Raw genomic sequence first — 18,861 nt, 5'->3', positions numbered from 1 at the left:
TGCGCAGGCCGTTCACGACGATCCGTCAGGCCAGGCTGGCCATCTTCGAGTGGCTCACCTACTACAACGCCCGCAGGCGCCACAGCTCGCTCGGCTACCTGTCACCCGCCGAGTTCGAGCACCAGCAACAGCGAGGCCATAAACTCACACTCGCTGCATGAACCCCTGTGTCCACACTCCGGGGGTCACCTCAGACGCGTCCGCACCCTCGCGCTGCAACACGGTCACCAGCTTCCCGAAACAGCGCGGGCTCAGCCCGCTGAACGGGGCTATCCAAGACGGCTCCGACGCCGTGATCACACCAGCCACACCGAGATCATCACACCACGGTCAGGCGGAGGTCCCCAGCCCAGCTTTCACATCGGACCCGACCCGTGGGGAAGGAGATCTCCAGGGCCATGCGCCCGGTGTTCGGTTCATGGTCCTCTCGCACCGCCAGAACGCTCTCCCCGAGGTGGTATGCGAACGGCGTCTTCTCGCCGATCGCTCCCACTGTGATGAGCCCCGAGACGCCCATGTCGTAGCCGGCGTGCGGCTCCGACACCTCAACGATCAGACACCAATCCGACCCAGTCGTGATGTGAATGCTGGCACCCCGATCATCGATCAGCCACACATCCAACGGGCCGACGGGGTCATCACTGCCGTACAAGTGCCACGACCCGACGGCCTCTGCAAGCCGCCGCCCCACCAAGCTCTGCCCGCTCACCCCAGCGCCGTGAAGCAGGCACTCGTTCGACTTCTCAGACTCCATCGGCCGACAGTACCGCCGACGGACCTCCCAGCTCGCAGCCTTAACGGGACAAGCCTTAGGTGACGTCCTCGCCCGATGGAATTTCTGCACTCACCCGCGGAGGCGCCTGCGCCGAACCGGAATTGTTCATTCACGGCCTTCTATCCGATTGCTTACCCTTTGTGATCTTTTTGGGCGCAGTTTCGTTTCCAGCCAAATCGATGAGCCTGAATTTGTAGCTATTTATGCGCGGTTGCGTCAGACGTGGCAAGGAGTTTGGGCCGTCTGAGGGCCCGTACGTGGGGCGGGACAGGGCACCCCACAACCAACGACGCCGGGGTGAAGCGGAACGATGCGCGCCGCCAGGATCAGGCCACAACTGTTCGCGGGAACCGAATAATCTCCATCCCGTTAATCAAAACGACCCTATGTTCGAACGATCATCGAGGCGGCTTCCCGTTGCACCGCCTTGAACTTCTTCGAATGAAGGGCGTAGTGCGTGAGAGTGAGTACAACGCTCCGGTCTCTCGGGGTCGGGGCGTCTACGGCTACAATTCTCCTGTCGGCTGTAACAGGTGTGGCGGCGCAGCCATCCGCCCCCGGTCCCTCGGCTGGAGGGCCGTCGACCGATGCCGCCCCCTCTTGGACCGCGAAGGAAGCGCAGGCTCTCCTTTCACCGAAGCGTATGGCAGCGGCCCAGCCGTGGACCGTGCAGGGCGGCACGGAACTCAAGGACCACCCGCTGGGTTCCCGGTTTCCGACACAGAACGCGGAAGGCCCGGACACCGGAGTCCTGTTCCGCTTGACCAAGAAGGGCCTGTACTTCTGCGGTGCGGGCGTCACCTCAAGCCCGAACCGCAACCTGCTTGCGACGGTCGCTGACTGCTTGACCGGCGACCCCGCGGACAAGCTCGCATTCGCGCCCCAGGTCCTCAAGAACGCCACCGGCGCCCTGGAGGCACCGAAGGGTGTCTACACCGTCAAGAGGCAGGGAAACCGGTCCCTCGTGTGGACCGGCTCCGAGTCGGGCGGGGCCGCACAGAGTGCTGCTGTCGGCTTTGCCATGGTCGACAAGGGTCTCAACGGCGACGAACTCGAGGACACGGTGCCCGGCCACCGACTGCTGACCGACGCAGGCCACACCCACAAGGGAGTTCGGGTTGCAGGCCACGGAGCCTCGGAAACGCGGCCGGGCGACCCATGCACCGGTGACACGTCCAAGGCGAAAACAGGCGCCCCGAACCCGTACCTGCTGCTGGACTGCGGCCCGACCGCGGGAAGAATCGCCGGGGGCTCGGTCTTCATCGCCGACTACGACGCTAAGACCCGCGTAGGCAACCTCATCGGCGTCTCGCAGCGCATCGCCGCTACCGAAAAGCCTTCCGAGATCCACAGTGCGTACTTTGACAACACGGTCCAGGCCCTTTACGCCGAGGCTGTCAGCGGCAGCAAGCCCACTGTGACTCCGCCGATCACCCCACCCGGCGCCTCCCCCTCGCAACCGGCCCCCCAAGCCAAGCCTTCCGTCACTCCTAGTCCATCCCCTACGTCTCCCAAGCCATCGGATCCGGCGGCCCCTGAAGACGACGGCCTCAAGGCGACGCCCGCCCAGATCGCGGCCGCCAAGGAGGCCGAGGCGTACTGGACACCTGAACGCATCGCCAAAGCCACTCCCAAGGGCGCCAAACAGTCTGCCCCAGGAGTCGCACGCGAAAGCGCCGTCGTCGCGGCCGCACCTTCCCACTTCGACAACAACGGCGTCGCGACGGTGGGCGTGTTCCTCATCAATGAGGACGACGACCCGCAGTCAGACCCGGGCGGACGCGACCAGTTCTGCTCGGCGAGTTCCGTGGCCTCGCCTACCAAGTCGATCGTGCTCACCGCAGCCCACTGCCTGAACGACAATGACCGCTGGAAGCGCCTGGCCTTCGCACCTGGCTGGAAGCCGGACCCCGCGAACTCGAACCGGGGTGTGGCACCGTACGGCATCTTCCCGATGGTGGCGGGGAAGCTCTACATCGACGGTAGGTACCTCACCCAAGGGCCGTCCAAGGCGGACGATCTCGACTTCGCGTTCATGCGAGTCGGCCCCAACTCAAAGGGTCAGTTCCTCGAGAACGCTACCGGCATGGGCAACTCTCTTACCACTCTGTCATCGCAGCAGCTCAGCCAGAAGAACGTGAGCCTGTTCGGCTTCCCCGGAGGATCCAAGGCTCCGCTCGTCTGCCCCTCGACGAACACCACCGGCTTCTCCGGACGGTTCCTGAAGATCGCCTGTAAGGGTTACGCCGGCGGTGTGTCTGGCGGTCCCTTCCTTCGCAACTTCGACGGCAAGCGCGGAGACGTGATCGGCGTCATCGGTGGGTGGAAGACCGGCGGCACCATCGACGACGAGTCCTACTCTTCCCAGTTCGACGCGGACATCATCCGCCTCTACAACCAGGCGGTGAACGACTACGAGCCCGACAAGCCCACCGGCGGGACCATGGGCACGGGAGACCTCTGGAAGCACGCCACCGGCGCCGTGTCCGGCACCTTCCACACCAGCTCTCAGGAGTTCGGCGACTCGGACCTCATCGTAAAATGGGACGACGGAGAGGTCACGCTGTACCCCGGCGACCAGAACTTCGGCTTTTACGCCGGCTGTAAGCCCAACGAGCCCTGCGAGACGCAGCTGGCCGGGCCCAACGCCATGTGGAAGAACTACGCGGACCTCATCACGGCAGGTGACTACGCGGGCACCAACGCCTACGACCTCATGGTCAAGTGGGTGGACGGCGAAGTCACCATCTATCCCGACGTCAGCCAGAACACCAAGCTCCCCACCGCGCTTGACCAGCATCTTCCCAACGAGATCACCCTCGCTGCGGCGGACTCCGTCTTCAAGTACGCCCGCGGTTTCGCCACTGGCAAATACGGCGGCAACCAGTGGCCGGATGACCTGATCGTCCGATGGAGCGACGGTGAGCTCACCAAGTACACCGACATCGACGGGGCGGGACTTCACGCCGAGGATCAGCTCGCGGCGCCGAACGACCTCTGGCAGACCGCCAGCCTCATGACGGGAGGCGACCTTGACGGCGACGGCAATGGCGCTGCCCCCAACCACGACCTGCTGGTCGTATGGGCCAGCGGGAAGGTGAGCGTCTTCCCCGACGTGAACACCGGACGGCTGCAGAATGAGAGCGTCGTCGCATCAAGCTCCACATGGACCCATGCGCGGGTGATCGCCCTGGGCGAGTACGGCATGAACGACTGGGAAGACGACCTCTTCGTCCGCTGGTCGGACGGCGAGGTCACCGTGTACGGAAACACCCAGGCCGACGCGGTGGGCCGCGAGTATCAGCTTGTACCGCCGGCGGCGGCAGGCTTCGCGGCCGCAACAAATGGCGCCGTCCGTCCGGACGACCCCTGTGCCAAGGTGTGTGGACCAGAGCTGTATCGCCGTAGCCACTAAACCCCCTGGCGGTGGGGGGCTCCGCCTGGAGCGAAGCCCCCCACCGCACGAACCAAGGAACACTGCCGTGCGTATACCGAAGCTCCTCGTCCTCCTGGCTGTCGTCACGGCTCTCGCCGCATGCACCGGGCAAGGGGGTGACCCGGCTCCCCAGGCGGAATGGGAGCCGGACGATGCGCTGCAAAGGGCGCAAGCGGCCCTGAAGGATGATCCTGCCTCGGCGCAGCGCGTGCGGTTCGGTTCCCCCCACATCGGTTCAGGCCTGAACGAGAGGTTGGAGACGAGTGGCAGCAAGCCTTACCGCCTCGATCTCGTCTGCGACAGCACGGACGTACGGCAGGTGACAGTTTCCCTTCACCGGGAAGCTTCGAAGAAGGAATTCGACGTCACCTGCGCGGGTACCGCTCGCAGACTCCCGGTACGCATCAACTTCCCCGCTGGTCCGCCCGTCACGATGACAGTCGCACCGGCGCCCGGCGACCCCATGGGCCTTATCGTCTGGGAGCTTAAAGCCCTCGACCCCACGAACGTGCAGGGATGTGCCGACGGGATCGTGGGCTGCTGACGCCACCAGTGCGACAGGCGAACGGAGTCGGGCGGTTCACCTCGATGAGGTGAGGAGGAGCTCACCGCGGCCAGGATGGTCGGCATTGATCGAACCCAGCAGGTGCATGCCGATCTGAAGCTGATCCGGACTGAACTCTCGCATGTGATGCTCTCCGGGTGGGTTCAGCCAGCTGCGGCGGTAGGCCCTTGGCTGAATGCCGGGACGTCCTCCAGCTCCACGTCCAGGCGCGGCCGCTTGAACCTGAGGGGGGCCGGAATACCCCACCGCGGTCGATGGATCGGTCGGCGCTGATCTCCGCGACCAGGTTCGGACGAACCAGGGTCGCATCCAGATTGTCGGCCCCATGACGCCGCGAAGCGGGTCCCCTCCCAGGGGTGCCCGGGGGCGCCGGCGCTCAGGTGCTCGGCGACTTGGCAAGCCTGCTCTGGGCGCAGCGATACCGTGCGGCCGACCATGCGCAGCTGACGCGTCGCGTTGTGGCGGCTGCTGCATAGGTGGGATCTGGTTCTGTTCCACTTGTTATGGTCGCGTACGCAGCGTGACCGTTGCTCGGAGCGCCGACCTCGCATCCAGAATCGAACACAATTACGATTCAAGGGTGGCCGACGACAGCACCGTCCCCGACGGCCTCCTTCAGCTGCAGGAGCGCCTGCACCGCGCGCACGCGCGCACGCCGAGCACCGCGCCTAATTGGCCTTACTGCCGTGGAGCGTGGAGCCCCTGAACGGGTGGGCGCCCGGTGAGCGGTACTCCCATTGCGGGGACGTGCCCGACAGCCCCGGCTGGAGCGACGAGCACAAGGAAACGGTCGACTGGATGTGGGCCGAGATCCGGCAGCTGTCGATTGACGTCGGCGACCACCCCTACTGGAAGAGCGTCCCTACCGACATCCCGGTGAAGACCCGGATGCAGCTGAAGCGGCACGCCCGCCCGGCCGAAGCCCCCGAGGCGGCGTAGCCGCCATGCGAGAACCCCTTCTGCCCCTGCCGCCGACATTGGACCAGCTCCTGGTCATACGCCGCTGGCTGGAGCTCACGCTCGCCCGTGTCGACGAGAAGATCAGTGTCGTCCGGGCGGCGGAGGAAGAGCGGGCCCGCCGCCGTCCGCCCCCGGGTCCTCCAGACTGGTGGCTCGAGTACGGCATCGGCGCCGCCCGTCGGTCCGAGCGCGTCCACACCGGCACCTGCAGGATCACCAACCGGGGCAAGGCAGCCACCCCGGGAGTCGGTCCTGGAGGTGCTGCGCACCATGCCGTCGGTCATCGCGTGCCCGCTGTGCCGGCCCGACAGCGAACTCGGACTCCTCGACAGCTGATCATCGTGACCGGTGTTGGCACGGCCTGTGTCCGTCCTGCTCGATCGCAGCGCGGGGCAGCAAGGACGTACGGCCTACTGCTGCGAGAGGAAGACCCGGCCCGCTTCCGTAACCACGAACCGGTCGCCGTTCTCCCCGTCGGCGCGCACGGCGACGTCGGCGAGCCCTTGTCGCACAGAGCAATCAGGGACTCCACAAGCCGAGCCGCTCTTCCGTCCAGGCCGCGCGCACCGGGTCCTCGTCGGGAGCGTCGGGGTAGGGAACCGGCTGCCTCTGCAGCCGGTGCGGGACATCGAATGTGCCGATGGGTTCGGTGGATCCGGCGAGCAGGTGCAGCACCTGGGTTTCGTAGCCGGTCAGGGTCACGATGGCTCCTCACGATCGACGGCGGCTTCTGCCGTGGTGCCTCAACTGTGGCAACAAGCACGGCGTCGGGTCAGGTGATCACGAGTATGTTGTCGCCTCAGTCGCGCATGAGGTTCGGGACCGGCGGTCGTACGGGGGTGCGGGCGCGATATCGTGGAGTCTTCTTCTCTGCGGTTTTGTGATCTGGCAGGAGTACCCGCGTGCCCGAGGACCCCATCGCCCACAGCGAGCTCGCTGCTCTGACCCGGCGTTTCGAAGAGGTCGCGGGGAAGTACGACCGCGAGTTCGGGATCATCAAGTCCGACCTCACCGCAGTGCGCCTCCAGATCGGCAACCTGGACCAGAAGGTCGAGGCTCTCGACGAGAAGATCGACCGGAATCAGGCTCAGATCATCGAGCTGCTCACCCAGCTCGTGGGGCAGCGCCCCGACGCTGGCTGATTTCTCCGGGCCCGGCGCCCGGCCCGTACATGGCGACGGCCCCGACCAGACACTCTGGTCGGGGCCGTCGTGCGTCCAAGGGTCAGTTTCCGGCGAGCAGGTGTTCCTGCCGGGTCTGGACGCGGCCGCGCCACGCGGAGCGGACGTCGTCTTCGCTCGTAGTCCAGCGGGTAGTCGACGGCCCCGGAAGGGGCGGGGCGCCCACCAAGTGAGCGATGTCGGTGAAGTAGGCGAAGTCGCCGGTGACGGTCAGCGCGCGCAGCCGGTCGATGGTGGCGGCCAGGCCCTGGTCCTTGCCGCGGACGGCGTGGTGGAAGGCGAGGGCGAGCTCCACGAACCGGTGGAGGAAGGGAAGCCCCGCGGCCTCGATCTCGGCGTTCAGGCTTTGTGCGCGGTCGGTGACGCCGCTGGTTCCGGCGTCCTTGATCAGGGAGACGACCTGGGCAAGGAGGGGATTGGAGCGCTGATCGAGGCCCTCAAGGAGCGGGCGGGCGAGTGCGAGCTCGTCGGGGTCGGGGTCGGGGTCGGCGAAGGAGACCGCGAAGGCGAGGCGGACCTGCATAATGGCGCGCTCGCCAGCGGCGCCGTGCTGCTCGGCTTCCGCGCGGCCGGCGACGGCGGCCGCAGTATTGGCGTGGGACTACAGGATGTCACCGAGGACGCGGTGGTGGCGGCCCTTCCAGCCCAGGGTGGGGACGGCGGCCAGGGCGGTAAGGAAGTCGCCGGCGAGGCGGGCCAGGTTGGCAAGTCCCCGGCGGGCCCGGGGAGCGTACCGGCCCGCGTTGGCGACCTGCTGCATTCCGGCGCGGGCGGCTTGGTTCTGGCTGAGGTCCTTGTATGCCTTGGACCGGTAGTACAGGCCCATCTCGGTGAGCTCGGCGGGCAGCAGACCGCTGTCGAGGACTTTGAGCCGGTCGGCGGTGCGCTGGCGGTGTTCGTGCTGGCGGCGGGCGATGGCCATGACCAGCTGCCGCAGGTCCGCTCCATCGCCGCCTACCTCGCCGGCGACCGGGAAGCTGCCGAGCGCGTCGAACTCACCCTTCCCGAGACCGGCGTCTGCGGCGGCGCGGGCCTCTTCGACCAGCCCGAGGGCACCGAGGAGACCGGTGGCGGCTGCTTTGCGGCCCCGGCGACCCTCACCATCGGCGCCCCGGCCCCCTCGGGCGGCTGCTGACCCCGGCGACCGGCCCCGGCGTTGCGAGCACCTCTCTTGACGAATGGCTCCGGAGGTGTCAGTGGTACGCCTCCTGGAGCTGGCTGATCCGCCCCGGGGAGCTCGGTACCGCGGCCCCGTGACAAGTGAATCCAGGTGCCGCTGTCCTCGACACACCGCGGGGGTTCAGGAGCTTTCGGCGCAGGCATGGGCTCATGGGTTGACATTGATGTCGAGACGTTAGTGCGGGCGCTCTCCGGGGCGTCGGGTGCGAGCAGCCCGTGCAGCTGGGCCAGGTAGCCGAGCTGAAAGCGGCTCGTCGCGCCCAACTGGCGCATGATCGCGGATACATGGCGCTGGCAGGTGCGCACCGAGATGCCGAGGGCGCGGGCCGTGACGCGGTCGTCGTCACCCTGCATCAGGTGCTGGAGTATGGAGCGTTTCGCCTGGTCGGCGATGTCCTGGATGAAGGCCTTCTCGCGGGGTTTGCCGATGTGCTCGCCCGTCGCCCACAGTACGTCGAACATCTCGGCGACGAAGGCGACCAGGTCCGGGCTGCGGACGAGCAGTGCCCCGCCCGCCGTTTCGCGGAGGGGGAGGACGAGCAGGGCCCGGTCGAAGACCAGGCACCCAGCCAGGCCACCGGAAACCGTCCTGGCTTCGGCGCCGAGAGCGGCCAGCTCCGCTTCGTACCGCACGGTCGGCGGGTCGAAGCGGGCCGAGTGCTGGTAGAGCGCGCGCACGAGCACACCGCGGGAGAGGAGGTCGCGGTCGCGGTCGCGGTGCCGCTCGGCCGTGGTCAGGGGGCCGCCGCCCGGCTGTGCGCGGAGCAGTTCCTTCGTGCAGGCGCCGGCCTGGCTCTCGAGGATGTACCGGAGTTCCTCCGACGAATCGATGAGCTCCAACGGCGGCCCCTCCAGGGTGCGGTGGCGCGAAGCGTGCACGATGGCCAGCTCCGCGAGCTGCCCCCGCATGCGCAGCAGGTCGAGCTGGGCTCCCTGTACGCGCTCCTCCCATTCCTTGAGCAACTGCGCTGACACGTCGGTGGGGTTGGTGGCCGCGAAGCAGTCGGGGCCGATCTGCTGGACGAGGCCGGTGGAGACGAGGGCGTCGAGGGTGTGGGCTCCGGTCTCGGGTTCCGCCCGGGTGAGCACCTGGCTCGATTGGAAGGGGCCCTGTTCCACGAACTCCCGGTAGAGGTCCATCTCTTCGGGGGTGAGCTCCCGGGGGTGGTCACGGTCCTGCGGGCGTTTCAGTGCGGTTCGCTTCATTGGGGTGCCCTCTCGTTCACATCGTCGCGATCGCGATGCTAGGAGACTCCGCCCGGGCCCGTCGACCGGGGAACGTGTATCGGCCATGCTTGCCCGGGTGAGGAGTCGGCCGGAGGACGGCTCGACATCCCTGGGCCACAGCGGAATTCGGCGGGGGGCTCGAACCTGCCGACTGGACGGTATGCCCCTGTAGGGATGGCCGGAACACCTACCTATGTACCTAAAACTTGCAGCAAGTTCTTGCTGTCGTCTTTCCGACAGTCGGTAAGACGACGGTCGCTCCCCATTGGCGCGGGCCGCCGCGCCACTCGATGCTGAAGGGGCGTGCCGATCCAGAGGCGCACAGTAACCGGAAGGTTCTCGTTCCCATGCATCCCAGACGGCCGGCCGGCCCCGCCCTTCGGGGTCGGCCGATCGGCTCCCAGACTCAGTCGTTCGCCGGGTGGACCACCTCGACGCCCTGGTCACGGAGTACTTCGACCGCGGGGGAGTCCGCGGGGGCGTCCGTGACGACGAGGGCGATTTCCTCCATGGAGCAGATGCGGCCCAGCGCCGCACGGCCGATCTTGTCGGCGGTCGCGACGAGGATCACGCGCTGCGCCGAGGCGACCGCCGCCCGCTTCACCTGTACGTCGTCGAGGTTGTAGGCGGTGGCGCCCTGGACGGGGTCGACCCCACAGCAGCCCAGGATGAACGTGTCGAAGCACAGGTCCTTGAAGGTCTGCACGGGTGCGTGGCCGTAGAAGGACAGCTCCTCGGGGCGCACCTGGCCGCCGGGCATCACCAGTTGGATGCCGGGATTCGAGGACAAGGTGAAGGCTGCGTGCAGGGAGAGTGGTGTGACGGTGAACTGTCGGTCCGCCATGGCCTTTGCGATGGCGACAGCCGTCGTGCCCGTATCCAGAGCGACGGTCTCGCCGTCGGTGAGCAGTTCGACCACAGCGCGCCCGAGCCGTTCCTTGGCCTGCGCTCCGGACATGGCCCGGATCGCGTAGGGGGGCTCGACGCCGCCGGGCAGGCTGTTCACGGCGCCGCCGCGCACCCGGCGCAGTGCCCCCCGGGACTCCAACACCTCAAGGTCCCGGCGGATAGTCATCTCGGACGCCCCGGTGGTCTGGGCCAGCTCGGCCACCGTCGCGCGGTTCTGCCGCATGAGCAGTCCCACGACGAACTTGTGCCTCTCCATCACGTTCATGTGTCTGCTTTTAGCACAGATAGGACGGTGGGGGCCTGCCGAGCGTTTCGCACATCGATACTGTTGAAATGAACATTGATGATGTGTAGCGTGATCGCAGTAACGTGAACTTCCTGCCGATGTGAACGTCAATCGTGTTCATTCGGCCATGACCGATGAGGAGAGCAATGGCCGCCACCAGCGAGGCCGATCTGCCAGAAGGGGGGAAGCCCCTTCTCACCACCGTCGCGATCGTCGCCTCGTGCCTGGCGTTCATGGTGATCGGCGCCCTCCAGGCACTCTACGGTCCGGCGATCCCGGCCCTGCGGGACGAGTTCGGCATCAGTCCGGCCGTGGCGGGTCTGAGCCTCAGCGCGCACTTCGTGGGAGCCCTCCTCGGAGTGCTGATCTACCACCTCCTGCGGGGCCGCCTGAACAACCGGGTGCTGCTCGGCGGCTCGTACCTGCTCATGGCCGTCGGTGCGGTCGTCTTCGCCTTCTCCCCGAGCTGGGCCCTCGCCCTGGCCGGCACGTTCGTCATCGGCCTGGGCTTCGGCGGCATCGACTACGGCCTCAACCAGCTCTTCGCCGTCGGGTTCGGCCGCCGAAGCACCGCCATGCTCAACCTGCTAAACGGGCACTTCGGCATAGGCGCGATCGCCGGCCCCGCCCTGATCGGCTGGCTCGGGGCGGACAGCTACCCGGAGATCTTCGTGGGCACCGGAGTGATCAGCCTGCTGATCCTCTTCACCCTCGGCGGGGTGGCCGCCCGGGAGCCTGCCCCCGCCTCTGTGGAAGGCGCACCGGCAGGTGGCGCCCGGGTGCTTCCGATCATCGGGGTGTTCATCGGGATCTACGTCCTTCACGTCGCCATCGAGACCGGTGTCGGCGGTTGGGAACCCACCCACCTCGAGGCCGTCGGATACGGCGCCGCCACCGCCGCGACCGCGACCTCCGCCTACTGGGCCGCCTTGACCATCGGCCGGTTCATCGCCGCGCCGATCAGCCTGCGCTGGCCCGCGCCGTCGATCCTCATCGTCTGCTGCGCCGGTATGGCTGGCTTCCTCCTCCTGGCGACGGTTCCGGCTTTCGCCCCGTACGCGTACTTCGGCGTCGGCCTGATGATCGCGCCGATCTTCCCGACCTGCCTGCCCTGGCTGAACCGCGCCGTGCCCGGCGTGGCCGCCGCCGGTGCCTATGTGATCGCCGCCTCGATGATCGGCGGGGTGGCGTTCCCGCCCCTGCTGGGTGCCGTCATCGACACGATGGAGGTGAAGACGGTGCCGCTGCTGCTGTTCCTGCTCGCCGTCGTCTGCGGCGTGCTGAGCTTGTGGCTGCGCCGCAACGCCCCCGACCCCGGTGGCGTGCCTGGCCCGAGCGACCCCGGACGCAAGGACTCCGGGCACGCGGACCCCGGGCGCACGGACTCCGTCACCACCCTCTGAACGCTGATGCCACCCTCTGAACTCCGAACACCCTGAACCCGTAGAACGTGAGGAACCGAAGGATGAAAGCCGTCCTCTTCGACATGTTCGGTGTCATCGCGCGTGTCCAGTCGCCCGAGTCCATGACCGTCCTGGAACGCACGGCCGGTGGCGACCCCGACCGCTTCTGGGCGGCGTACTGGTCACAGCGGCCCCCCTACGACCGCGGCGAGGTTACGGGGCCCGACTACTGGCAAGCGGTCTGCGCGGAACTGGGCATCCCACGCGACCGGCGGCTGACCGATGAGCTGACCGCCGCCGACCTCGCCAGCTGGAGCGAGATCGACCAGCGGACGGTGGACCTACTCGGCCTCCTCGCAGACAGGGGAGTCGTGCTCGGCCTCCTCTCCAACATTCCAGAGGACCTGGCCGTTTTGTACGAGGCCACCCATCCGTGGCTGGAGCGGTTCGCGGTCCGCGGACTGTCCTGCCGGATCGGCAGCGCCAAGCCCGAGCCCGCCGCCTACGAATGGTGCGTGCGCGAGCTCGGACTGCCGCCCGAGGAGGTCCTGTTCGTTGACGACCGGGTCGAGAACGTAGACGCCGCATGCCGACTTGGCCTCCAGGGTCATGTGTTCACCTCGCCAGAAGCCTTGTGGGACCTACTGGAGCCAGCGTTGACGTGACGACACCGGCGCACTTGTACGCCCTGTGTGTCGCCGCGCACGGCAGCTTTCCGCCGCCGCGCCGCGAGACCGAGACCGGCCGGGGGCTCGCCGGCGCGATGCTCCTCCAGGGCGTGCTGGCCGGCCGGCTGGAGCTGTCCGGCGACCGGGTCCGGCCGACCGGGCGGGGCCGCCGCGACGACCCGGTGCTGGACGCGTTCCTGGCGCGCGTCGAGGCTTCCGCCCGAGACCGGGCACTGTCCGACTGGGTGGAACGCCTGGGTCCCGCGGCGCTCGTCACCGCCTCCTCCTCTTCCTCCTCCCGTCCAGTGCCGGCCGGCCTGCGGCCCCCGGAGGCGCTGAGACGGGTGCGGCGCTCGGTGGGCGACCCCGACCGGTCCGTACGGCACGCGGTGGCCGCAGGTGCGCTGATCGCGGCGTCCGGACTGCACGACCTGTGCTGGCCCGGCCTTTCGCGGCGCGAGGCGACCCGGCACACGCTGTGGGCCGTGGCCGCGCTGGGGCCCGCGGGGCTGCCCGCGGCCCGCGCCGCGACGGCGGTGTCCCGTTCGCTGAGCGGCTCCGCCGGCGCCCTCGCATTTCACGGCTAGAGGATCCGCATCGGAAAGAGATCTGCATCTCCAAAAGGCCGCTTGTCAGAGCGAGTTGGAATGTGATCTTATGAATGGGCGGGCGCCACCGTGAGATCCCCATCTAAATGGGTGAAGCATCCGGTCGCCCCCCGCAGGCAGCAAGCCGTACCCCCCTTCTTTTTATTTGGGCGTGAGTCGTATTTCCGCCGCCCGTGCCTTGACGTTCTCGAACGACCCCTGTGAGAGGGACCGATGGAAACCAAGGATGTTACCGAGCACATCTACTACCCCGTCAGTGACTACAAAATGGCGCGGGGCGAGGGTGTCTACCTCTACGACGAGGACGGGAAGAGCTACCTCGACTGCGCGTCGGCGACATTCAACCTGAGCCTGGGATACTCCCACCCGGATGTCGTCGCCGCGATGAAGGACCAGCTCGATAAGGTGATCCACATCACCTCCTCCTATCAGAGTGAACCGGTCAACGGCCTGGTCCAGCGGTTGGTGGAGGTCTCTCCCGACAACCTGACGAAGGTGCACCCCAAGGTCTCGGGCGGCTCGGCCGCCAACGAGGGCGCCATCAAGATGGCCCAGATGGCCACCGGCAAGTCCGACGTCATCACGCTGTTCCGCAGTCACGTGGGACAAACGATGATGATGACGTCGATGTCGGGCAACGCGTTCCGCCGCGAGCCGTTCCCCAACCTCTTCCCCGGCAGCCTCCAGGTCCCGGACCCGTACTGCTTTCGCTGCTTCTACGGGCAGAAGGAGGGCTCCTGCGGGATGATGTGCGTGGACCGGCTCGAGGACTTCGTCGAATACGCCAGCTCCGGCCGGGTCGCCGCCGTGCTTATCGAGCCGATATCCGGCAACGGCGGAAACATCGTCCCGCCGGATGGCTACATGCAGAAACTGCGCGCCTTCTGCGACGAGCAGAACATCGCCCTCATATTCGACGAGATCCAGACGGGCATCGGCCGCACCGGCCACATGTTCGCGGCCCAGTACTTCGACGTTGAACCCGACGCCATTACCACGGCTAAGGGCCTTGGCGGATCGGGTGCGCAGGTCGCCGCCATCATTACCAACGAGCGGCTCGCCGGCCTCCCCGCGAACCACCACTCGTTCACTTACGGCGCCAACCTGCTGGCCGCCGCGGCGGCCAACGCCACCCTCGACATCGTGCGGAAGCCCGAGTTCCTGGCGAACGTCACCCGCACCGGCGGCTACATCATGGAACGCCTCCACGACATGAAGCGCCGCTACCCGGAGATCGTCGACGTCCGCGGCGTCGGACTGATGATCGGCTTCGAGATGGCAGAAGCTGACGGCCGGCCCGCCGTGAAGCTCACCAACCACCTGGCCACCAAGGCCATGGACCACGGCCTGATCCTGCGCACCTCGCGGTACGGCTACGGCAACGTCCTCAAGATCCGCCCGCCGCTGATCCTCACCATGGACCAGGCCGAAGAGATATGCGACAAGCTGGAGAACCTCTTCCTCGCGGAGCTGGCCCGATGACCGAAGACACCCCGATGAAGCGGCTGCTCACCTCCCTCGGACAACACGTCCGCGCCGAGCTCCTCGCCTACGAGGCCACCGGCCGCGAGCGCAGCGTCCACGGTGACTCGCCCGGCGGCGACGCCCAGTTCGACGTCGACGAGGTGGCCGAGAAGGCCGTACTGGACTACCTGCGCGAGCACGCCCACGTCCCCACGGCCCTCTACACCGAGGACGGCTCCTACGTCGAGCTCGCCCCTGATCCGCAGATCCTCCTCGTCGTCGACCCGATCGACGGCACCCGCCCTACCTCGGCCGGTCTCGAGATGGGCATGGTGTCCATCGCGGCCGCCCCCTACGGCGACGGCAAGCCCACCCTCGCCGACGTCGACGCCGCCTGCCTGGTCGAGATCAAGAGCGGCGCCTGGCTGTACGGCGACGAGGCCTCTGGCCTGGTAAGCGGCGGATTCACCACCCCGGTACCGCGGCTGAGCCGGAACACCGACCCGTCCCACATGTTCTGGTCGATCGAGTTCAACGGCCACCCGATGGACCTGATGACGGCGGCGTACGGCCACCTCGTGGACCAATCGGCCAACACCGGCGGCATCTTCGTCTTCAACAGCAGCACCTTCTCCATCTCCCGCATTATCACCGGCCAGCTCGACGCCTACGTTGACATCGGCAACCGCGTGCTTCGCGACCACCCGGACACCGAGGAAGCGTTCCTGCGGGTCGGCCGTGGCTCGATCCTGCACCTCTTCCCCTACGACATCGCCGCCGTCGTCTACCTCGCCCGGCAGGCCGGCGTCGTCATCACGGACGCTTACGGCGACGACCTCGGCAGCACCTCGCTGGTGGACCTCGGCCCCATGAACCAGAAGTCCTGCATCGCCGCCGCCACGCCCGAACTCCACAAGCAACTGCTCGACACCATCCGCTGGGACCTGGGCCGCGCCGCCGCGCCCGCGAGGGAGGAATCATGAAGGCCCTGACGCTGACCGCGGAGCGCACGCTCACCCTCATCGACCACCCCAAGCCGGAGCCGCTGGCCGCGGACGACATAGTCATCCGCGTGACCCAGAGCGGTATCTGCGGTACCGACCGCAGTGTCCTCGTCGGCAAGTTCCCGGCCGAGACCGGAGTCGTCATGGGCCACGAGGCCGTCGGCTTCGTCGACGCCACCGGCCCGGGCGTCACCCGCTTCGCCGTCGGCGACCGGGTCATCGTCAACCCCACCCTGTACTGCGGCAACTGCGCCAACTGCCTCGAAGGCCACTGGAACTTCTGCGGCCGCAAGGCCGGGACCGAGGTCGGACTGGACTACGACGGCTCCTTCGCCGAGTTCATCCGCCTTCCCGAGCTCTTCTGCCACGCCGTCCCCGAGGACATGGACTTCGACCGCGCCGTCGTCGTCGAACCGCTCGCCTGCGCGCTCAACAACATCGAGGCCGGCCGCCTGGCAGCGGGCGAGACCGCCGTCATCGTCGGTGGCGGCCCCATGGGCGTGGTCACCGCCATGGCCGCCCAGCTGTACGGCGCCACGGTCTTACTCGTCGAGCCCGACCCGGTGCGCGGCCGACTTGGCCAGGAGATCTTCGATGCCCCCGAGTTCGGCGGCCGCGTCACCGTCCACACCCCGGACGACCCCGCCCTCGCCGAGCGCGGCGACCTCGTCGTCGACTCCGTCGGCAACCTCCTGGAGCAGAGCATCGGCTACGCAGCCGTCCGCGGCCGCGTCGTCGTCATGGGCTTCAACAGCAACGCCTCCGCCACCGTCCGGCCGCTCGCCCTGCTCCAGCGCGGCCTGCAGATCATCGGCGCCGGCGACTACAACAGCATGATCTTCCCCAAGGCCGTCGAGCTGGCCCGGCAGCTGCCCCTAGAGCGCGTGGTCACCCACCGCTTCGCCCTCGCCGACCACGAAGAGGCGTTCAAGGCCCTCGCCGCCGTCCCCGGCACCGAGTACACCGCCCTGAAGGTCGTCCTCGTACCTCCGCACCCCGGGGCGGACGCATGAGTCCCACGCAGCGCACCTCATTCGCCGAGGCGCTCATCCCCGGCGCCACCCGGCCCGTCGTCATCGGCGAGTACCCGTACTACCGGGCCGACCCCGCCAACTGGGCCGCCAACCTGCGCGAACTGCGCGCCCTGGGCGTGGACGTCGTCTCCTGCTACCTCCCGTGGCGCTTCCACGAGACCGCCGGGCCGCTCGGCAGGGCAGAGGGAGACCGCTCCTTCGACTTCACCGGGAAGACCGACCCGCAGCGCGATGTCGTCGGACTGCTGGAGCTGGCCGCCGCCGCCGGGCTGAGCGTCCTCCTCAAGCCCGGCCCCTTCATCCACGCCGAGGTCCAGCTCGGCGGGCTGCCCGACCGCCTCTGCGGCCCCGAGCACACCCCGTACCAGGGGCTGGACGGCACCGTCCTCACCTCCCAGGGCAAGCCGCTGCCCAGCCTTCTCGACCCGGCCGTCCAGGCCGAGACCGAGGCCTGGCTGAAGGCCGTCGCCGACGAGGTCGTCGCCGGGGCCACAGCCCCCGACGGTCCCGTCGTCGCCCTCCAGCTCGGCAACGAGGGCACCTGCGGGGACGCCCACCTTCCCGTGGACGCCCAGGACGCCTCGCCGCCCGCCCGCCGGGCCTTCGCCCACTGGCTCACCGGACGCGATCTGCCCGACGAGGCCGCCCTCGCCGCCCAGGACGTCACCCAGTGGACCAGCGCCACACGTCAGCTGTGGTCCCGGTGGTCCGGCCACGCCATCGTCGGCCTGTGGGACCGGATCTCCGCCCTCTTCCCCGAGGGCCCGGCCCGGTTGGCCAACGTCCCCCTCACCGAGGTCACCGCACCGCGCGCCGCGCTCGACGCCTGGGCCGCCCGGCAGAGCGCCATCCAGGGCTCCGGGTACTTCGTCGGGCACACCGAATGGATCGGCAATCCGGCGCGGGAGACCACCGCCTTCGGGTCCCACCTGGCAGGGATCCTCCTCGGCGGCACCGATGTGGCCGAGGCGAACTGGGGATTCACCTGGACCGACGAGTCCTACGCCCGGCCAGCGACCCCCGTCTTCAACGCGCTGCTGGCCCTCCTGCTGGGCTCCACCACCGTAAGCGTCTACACCGCCTGCGCCACGGAGAACTGGGGCCCCCTGGTCGACATGGACCCCGACGGCCTGCGCGCCGAAGGGGTGGATCCCGGCCTGCACGCACCGCCGTACACCCCGGGTGCGCCGCTTGCCGAGTCCGGCTCCCACCAGGCCAACGCCGAGGGCCTGCGCCTGCTGGCCGCGTTCCTCGAACGCTTCGGCGACCTGCTGACCGGCAGCGTCCTGGACCGCGACGCGGTGGTCCTCGTCGACCGGGCCCTGCCCGAGGCCGGCGCCTGGCAGCGCACCGGCCGTACGGTCCTCGCGGAACTAGCCGAAGCCGTGGACCGTCAACTGGCCCACTCCGGGTTGCTGTTCGGGCTCGGCTGGCTCGACGAGAACCCGGCGCCCGCCGCCGACGGCACGCCCGTCCCCGTCGCCGTGCTGCGGGCCGGGCACCCCGACGGAGACCTCCCCGGCGAGCTGAGGCTCCCAGCCGACCGGTCCGCCGACGGCGCGGCCGCCGCGTTCGTCGCCTCGATCGCCGCCGGGCTCCGAGCTCCGGCCGGCGGGAGCTGGACCACTGCGCACGGCAGAGCCCGCCTCCTGAGCCGGTCCGGCCCCGACGGCGTCCGCGTCATCGGAGCCTTCAACCCCACCGAGGCCGACGACCGGGTCACCGGCACCGGCACCGGAGGCGGCTGGACGCTTGACCTGCCCGCCGGCTCCGCCGCGGTCCTCGTCACCCGCGACGGCGCACTCACGGGATGGCTCGCCACCCCCGAGGAGCCGTCCGCCACCCCCGCCGCACTCACCTGGGGCGGCGAATCGGCCGACGCGAAGCGCGTCACGGCCTCCTGAGAACCCGGACGGCGGGGGTGCGTACCTGACAGCGCGCCCCCCGCCGCCCGGCCCCGGCCGACGGCAGTCCTGCCGGGGGTATGGGAGACCGACGCCGCGCGCGTCACGGTCTCCCGAAGGCCGGGCGGTGGGGAGCGCACCTGACGGCGCGCCCCCGCTGCCCGGCCTGCTCGCGGCCCCCGGCCCCGCCCCAGCGCCGACCCTCTGCTCCGCCCTTCCCGGCCGCGCGCCGGGGCCGACCCCCGCAACCGGTTCTGC

At 68.6% G+C, this 18,861-nt stretch carries 17 protein-coding genes and 3 pseudogenes; 13 read left to right on the top strand and 7 right to left on the bottom strand.

Annotated elements, in window-relative coordinates:
• Positions 1-20 precede the first annotated feature (20 nt).
• On the top strand, positions 21-161 hold the full coding sequence (locus ACFWU6_RS15860) for an integrase core domain-containing protein (protein ID WP_383981464.1): 141 nt from the start codon (positions 21-23) through the stop codon (positions 159-161).
• Between the two features lie 34 nt (positions 162-195).
• Here the strand turns inward: ACFWU6_RS15860 and ACFWU6_RS15855 are convergent.
• Positions 196-309, bottom strand: a pseudogene (locus ACFWU6_RS15855) (IS5/IS1182 family transposase); the annotation flags it as partial.
• 10 nt (positions 310-319) lie between these two features.
• Positions 320-754, bottom strand: a complete 435-nt coding sequence (locus ACFWU6_RS15850; protein WP_383981455.1) for a hypothetical protein — start codon at positions 752-754, stop codon at positions 320-322.
• 664 nt (positions 755-1,418) lie between these two features.
• Between ACFWU6_RS15850 and ACFWU6_RS15845 the strand changes: the two genes are divergently transcribed.
• From ACFWU6_RS15845 to ACFWU6_RS15835, 3 genes are all read left to right on the top strand, one after another.
• A complete protein-coding gene (locus ACFWU6_RS15845; RefSeq protein WP_383981453.1) occupies positions 1,419-4,190 on the top strand; it encodes a trypsin-like serine peptidase in 2,772 nt (923 codons plus the stop codon).
• 67 nt (positions 4,191-4,257) lie between these two features.
• Positions 4,258-4,755 carry a hypothetical protein gene (locus tag ACFWU6_RS15840; RefSeq protein ID WP_383981451.1) on the top strand — a complete coding sequence of 166 codons (498 nt, stop codon included), beginning with the start codon at positions 4,258-4,260 and terminating at the stop codon, positions 4,753-4,755.
• Between the two features lie 768 nt (positions 4,756-5,523).
• Positions 5,524-5,715 (top strand): hypothetical protein, encoded by a 192-nt coding sequence (locus tag ACFWU6_RS15835; protein WP_383981449.1) that lies wholly within the window; start codon positions 5,524-5,526, stop codon positions 5,713-5,715.
• Between the two features lie 540 nt (positions 5,716-6,255).
• Here the strand turns inward: ACFWU6_RS15835 and ACFWU6_RS15830 are convergent.
• Positions 6,256-6,438, bottom strand: a complete 183-nt coding sequence (locus ACFWU6_RS15830; RefSeq protein ID WP_383981447.1) for a hypothetical protein — start codon at positions 6,436-6,438, stop codon at positions 6,256-6,258.
• 200 nt (positions 6,439-6,638) lie between these two features.
• Between ACFWU6_RS15830 and ACFWU6_RS15825 the strand changes: the two genes are divergently transcribed.
• The gene (locus tag ACFWU6_RS15825; RefSeq protein ID WP_383981445.1) at positions 6,639-6,878 is read left to right on the top strand and encodes a hypothetical protein; all 240 of its coding nucleotides are present in this window, start codon (positions 6,639-6,641) and stop codon (positions 6,876-6,878) included.
• A gap of 82 nt (positions 6,879-6,960) precedes the next feature.
• On the opposite strand, the gene ACFWU6_RS15820 is transcribed toward ACFWU6_RS15825, so the two are convergent.
• A complete protein-coding gene (locus ACFWU6_RS15820) occupies positions 6,961-7,440 on the bottom strand; it encodes a hypothetical protein (protein WP_383981443.1) in 480 nt (159 codons plus the stop codon).
• A 78-nt stretch (positions 7,441-7,518) separates the two neighbouring features.
• Positions 7,519-7,839 carry a hypothetical protein gene (locus ACFWU6_RS15815; protein ID WP_383981468.1) on the bottom strand — a complete coding sequence of 107 codons (321 nt, stop codon included), beginning with the start codon at positions 7,837-7,839 and terminating at the stop codon, positions 7,519-7,521.
• A 12-nt stretch (positions 7,840-7,851) separates the two neighbouring features.
• Between ACFWU6_RS15815 and ACFWU6_RS15810 the strand changes: the two are divergent.
• Positions 7,852-8,052, top strand: a pseudogene (locus ACFWU6_RS15810) (flavoprotein); the annotation flags it as partial.
• 293 nt (positions 8,053-8,345) lie between these two features.
• On the opposite strand, the pseudogene ACFWU6_RS15805 reads toward ACFWU6_RS15810, so the two are convergent.
• Both ACFWU6_RS15805 and ACFWU6_RS15800 read right to left on the bottom strand, forming a co-directional pair.
• A pseudogene (locus ACFWU6_RS15805) lies at positions 8,346-8,558 on the bottom strand (LuxR C-terminal-related transcriptional regulator); the annotation flags it as partial.
• Between the two features lie 1,171 nt (positions 8,559-9,729).
• The gene (locus ACFWU6_RS15800) at positions 9,730-10,497 is read right to left on the bottom strand and encodes a DeoR/GlpR family DNA-binding transcription regulator (RefSeq protein ID WP_383981441.1); all 768 of its coding nucleotides are present in this window, start codon (positions 10,495-10,497) and stop codon (positions 9,730-9,732) included.
• Positions 10,498-10,664: 167 nt separating this feature from the next.
• Here ACFWU6_RS15800 and ACFWU6_RS15795 point away from each other — a divergent pair, with 167 nt between their 5' ends.
• The 7 genes from ACFWU6_RS15795 to ACFWU6_RS15765 all read left to right on the top strand — a co-directional run bounded on the left by ACFWU6_RS15795 (position 10,665) and on the right by ACFWU6_RS15765 (position 18,603).
• Positions 10,665-11,921 carry an MFS transporter gene (locus ACFWU6_RS15795; protein ID WP_383981439.1) on the top strand — a complete coding sequence of 419 codons (1,257 nt, stop codon included), beginning with the start codon at positions 10,665-10,667 and terminating at the stop codon, positions 11,919-11,921.
• 62 nt (positions 11,922-11,983) lie between these two features.
• Positions 11,984-12,586 carry an HAD family hydrolase gene (locus ACFWU6_RS15790; RefSeq protein ID WP_383981437.1) on the top strand — a complete coding sequence of 201 codons (603 nt, stop codon included), beginning with the start codon at positions 11,984-11,986 and terminating at the stop codon, positions 12,584-12,586.
• Positions 12,583-13,176, top strand: a complete 594-nt coding sequence (locus tag ACFWU6_RS15785) for a GPP34 family phosphoprotein (RefSeq protein ID WP_383981435.1) — start codon at positions 12,583-12,585, stop codon at positions 13,174-13,176. The genes ACFWU6_RS15790 and ACFWU6_RS15785 overlap by 4 nt, the downstream gene beginning before the upstream one ends.
• Before the next feature lie 234 nt (positions 13,177-13,410).
• Positions 13,411-14,679, top strand: coding sequence for an aspartate aminotransferase family protein (locus ACFWU6_RS15780; protein ID WP_383981433.1), 1,269 nt, complete (start codon positions 13,411-13,413; stop codon positions 14,677-14,679).
• Complete coding sequence (locus ACFWU6_RS15775; RefSeq protein WP_383981431.1) at positions 14,676-15,644, top strand: inositol monophosphatase family protein; 969 nt, start codon at positions 14,676-14,678, stop codon at positions 15,642-15,644. Before ACFWU6_RS15780 ends, ACFWU6_RS15775 begins: the two co-directional genes overlap by 4 nt.
• Entirely contained in the window at positions 15,641-16,678 is a 1,038-nt protein-coding gene (locus tag ACFWU6_RS15770; protein WP_383981429.1) for a zinc-binding dehydrogenase, read from the top strand. The genes ACFWU6_RS15775 and ACFWU6_RS15770 overlap by 4 nt, the downstream gene beginning before the upstream one ends.
• Positions 16,675-18,603: a beta-galactosidase gene (locus tag ACFWU6_RS15765; protein WP_383981427.1), complete on the top strand. Its 1,929-nt coding sequence runs from the start codon at positions 16,675-16,677 to the stop codon at positions 18,601-18,603. The genes ACFWU6_RS15770 and ACFWU6_RS15765 overlap by 4 nt, the downstream gene beginning before the upstream one ends.
• Positions 18,604-18,861 lie beyond the last annotated feature (258 nt).

Origin of the sequence: Streptomyces sp. NPDC058674 (genome assembly GCF_042716505.1) — a bacterium.
Classification (GTDB): domain Bacteria; phylum Actinomycetota; class Actinomycetes; order Streptomycetales; family Streptomycetaceae; genus Streptomyces.
The sequence above is the reverse complement of the archived record's forward strand: the minus strand, read 5'-3'. Positions and strand labels throughout refer to the sequence as shown.